Source organism: Flavobacterium sp. FPG59, from assembly GCF_002150205.1.
In the GTDB taxonomy this organism is placed as follows: Bacteria; Bacteroidota; Bacteroidia; order Flavobacteriales; family Flavobacteriaceae; genus Flavobacterium.
Window position 1 is genome coordinate 1 of sequence record NZ_MTCA01000299.1, and the last position, 2,973, is coordinate 2,973.

Consider the following 2,973-nt stretch of genomic DNA (forward strand, 5'->3'; position numbering starts at 1 on the left):
AGTACCGTTCATACACAATCCTTAAAAATTCCCAAGATAATTTTACATACTAGCAAATTAATCGCTTTTTTCTCTTCAAAATTAGTGACCCTATTTGCTGCAAAACTATTCACTACACCTACAAAATATAAGGTTCCCAAAAGAGAACTCACAATGGAAAGTAAAAGTTTAAAAAGTAAATTACACGTTCCTGCAATTAACAAAGAAATTTCCCTCTATGAATATGGTAATAGTAATAGAAAAATACTACTTGTTCACGGTTGGGCTGGACGCGGGACACAATTATTCAAAATAGCAGATGCTCTTTTGCAAAAAAATTATCAAACAATTAGTTTTGACGCACCTGCACATGGAAAATCCCAAGGTTCCTCAGCAGTGATGACGGACTTTATAGCTTCCATACTTGAAATTGATAAAATACATGGTCCCTTTGAAGGTATTATTGGTCATTCATTAGGAGGAATGGCAGTACTAAACGCTATTAAAAATGGAATCAGAGTCAATAAAGCAATTATTATAGGTAGCGGAGATGTTGTCTCTGACATAATAAATGATTTTATAGCAAAACTAAAACTAGACCCAAAAATAGCTATTTCATTACGCGCTCATTTTGAAGAAAAATACAAGGATGATATGAATAATTATTCGGCATCTCATGCAGCAAAGGAAGTACATATCCCTGTTCTAGTAATTCATGATGAAGATGATCCAGAAGTTCCAGTAACCGCTGCAAAGAACATTCACAATCATTTAAAAAAAGGAGAATTAATGGTAACAAACGGTCTTGGACACCGAAAAATATTAGGAAACTCAAAAGTAATTGAAGCAACAATAGATTTTTTAGAAAATTAAATTTACAAACTACTTACAACATGAAATATCCAATAGAAAAAACGGAAGAAGAATGGAAAGCGCTCTTAGGAGAAGAAAGATATAGAATATTACGTCTCAAAGGCACCGAATATCCGCATACAGGAACGTTCAATTTGCACTTTGAAAAAGGAACCTATACCTGTGGAGCTTGCAATGAAAATTTATTTGAAAGCAATACAAAATTTGATGCACATTGTGGCTGGCCTTCTTTTGATGAATCAATTCCTGGAAAAGTACAATATATTGATGATGTATCTCACGGAATGAAACGTACGGAGATTTTATGTGCCAATTGCGGTAGCCATTTAGGACATGTTTTTAATGATGGCCCTACAAAAACAGGTCAAAGATACTGTGTAAATTCGCTTTCTATCAACTTTAAGTAAACGATAAAAAGGGATTAATTACGAATGACTTAATCCCTTTTTCATTTAGCTCAAGAAAGAGACTTTGTATTGTGGCACTGCCCTTTTTTTGGTGGCTTGTTCATACGCATATCCTAAAGAAATTAACAAGCCCTCGGTGTACGGCTTACCAAAAAAGGAAAGCCCAACAGGTAATTCATATACCTGCCCACACGGCACTGTGATATGAGGATAACCGCTCATTGCAGCTGGTGAAGTTAAGGAATAAGTTCCCCAACGGTCACCATAAATAGTGTCAATACTACATGACGGACCCATTGTAATTCCGCAAATGGCATCAAGACTATATTGAGCCATGACTTCATTCAATATTTTTTTACTACCTTCAAAACTCTTTTCGAGACTATTTTGATATTCAGATGCTTTTAAATCTTTTTTCGCATTAGAACTCAGCAGCGTTTCTTGTTTAAAATAAGGCATCGCTTTGTCTTCGTTTGCGCTATTAAAATCAATAACGTCTTTTAATGTTTTTACTTTAGCATTAGCGGTAGCTAAATATTGATTGAGTCCATCTTTGAATTCATATTGCAATACTTCAAACTCAGCTTGTCCTAATGCATTAATTTTGTCTATATAATCAATTTTTACAACCGTAGCCCCTTGCTTCTGTAACAACTGAATAGCATCTTCAAAAAGAGCATTTATATATTGATTCTCTCCTTGCGGTTTGTTTTCAATACCAATTCTCTTTCCTTTTAATCCGTCTAATTTTAAGAAAGAACTATAATCTGTTACAGATTTTCCTTTACTTTCAAGAGTTACAGGATCTTTTTGATCTACAGAAGCTAGTACTCCTAATAAAATAGCTGCATCAGATACAGTTCTAGCCATAGGACCTGCAGTATCTTGCGTCTTGGAAATAGGAATAATCCCAGAACGACTAACTAAACCTACAGTAGGCTTAATACCCACAATTCCATTAACCGAAGCCGGACAAACAATAGAGCCATCTGTCTCTGTACCTACAGCCACAACACATAAATTTGCTGAAACTGCTGTTCCTGAACCCGCGCTTGAACCACAAGGATTATGATCTAAAAAATAAGGGCTTTTAGTTTGACCGCCTCTACTACTCCATCCTGATGAAGACTGTGTTGATCTAAAGTTTGCCCATTCACTTAAATTGGTTTTACCAATGATCACTGCGCCTGCATCTCTTAACTTTTTCACAACAGTTGCATCGTTAGAAGCTATGTTCCCAGCCATTGCCAAAGATCCAGCCGTTGTTTGCATTTTATCAGCCGTATCAATATTGTCTTTTATCAAAACGGGAATTCCATGCATCGCACCACGAGTTTTTCCAGCTTTAAGTTCTTCGTCAAGCTGTTTTGCAATGGTTAAAGCATCTGGATTAACCTCAATTACTGAATTGAGTTTAGGTCCCTTTTTATCTATTTCTTCAATTCGATTTAAATACAAACGCACCAATTGTTCCGATGTAAAAGTGCCCGATTTCAATTTAGATTGCAAAGAAGCAATTGATTCTTCATCAAGTTCAAAACTCAAATTAAACTCCTCTCCAGAAGCTGATGTATTTTTATCATTAGATTTAGACTCGCAACCAGTAACAAAAAAAGTATTTATTCCAATGGCTGCAATAGCTGATGAAGCCAAAAAAGATCTTCTCTTCATAAAAATATGTATTTTTTATTTTTTATCTAATGTAGTAAAATAT

General features: G+C 35.0%; 3 protein-coding genes. 2 read left to right on the forward strand and 1 reads right to left on the reverse strand.

What is annotated here, in order from left to right; genetic code table 11:
- Positions 1 to 852 (forward strand): alpha/beta fold hydrolase (locus FPG59_RS15290; RefSeq protein ID WP_140344699.1); only part of this gene is annotated, 852 nt, incomplete at its 5' end.
- Between the two features lie 20 nt (positions 853 to 872).
- On the forward strand, positions 873 to 1,259 hold the full coding sequence (gene msrB / locus FPG59_RS15295) for a peptide-methionine (R)-S-oxide reductase MsrB (RefSeq protein WP_086455417.1): 387 nt from the start codon (positions 873 to 875) through the stop codon (positions 1,257 to 1,259).
- Positions 1,260 to 1,304: 45 nt separating this feature from the next.
- Here msrB and FPG59_RS15300 read toward each other — a convergent pair whose 3' ends face one another.
- On the reverse strand, positions 1,305 to 2,930 hold the full coding sequence (locus FPG59_RS15300) for an amidase (protein ID WP_086455418.1): 1,626 nt from the start codon (positions 2,928 to 2,930) through the stop codon (positions 1,305 to 1,307).
- Positions 2,931 to 2,973 lie beyond the last annotated feature (43 nt).

Excerpts from the sequence above, each read along its gene's own strand:
- FPG59_RS15300 (WP_086455418.1), bottom strand. The coding sequence starts at position 2,930 with ATGAAGAGAAGATCTTTTTTGGCTTCATCAGCTATTGCAGCCATTGGA.
- msrB (WP_086455417.1), top strand. The coding sequence starts at position 873 with ATGAAATATCCAATAGAAAAAACGGAAGAAGAATGGAAAGCGCTCTTA.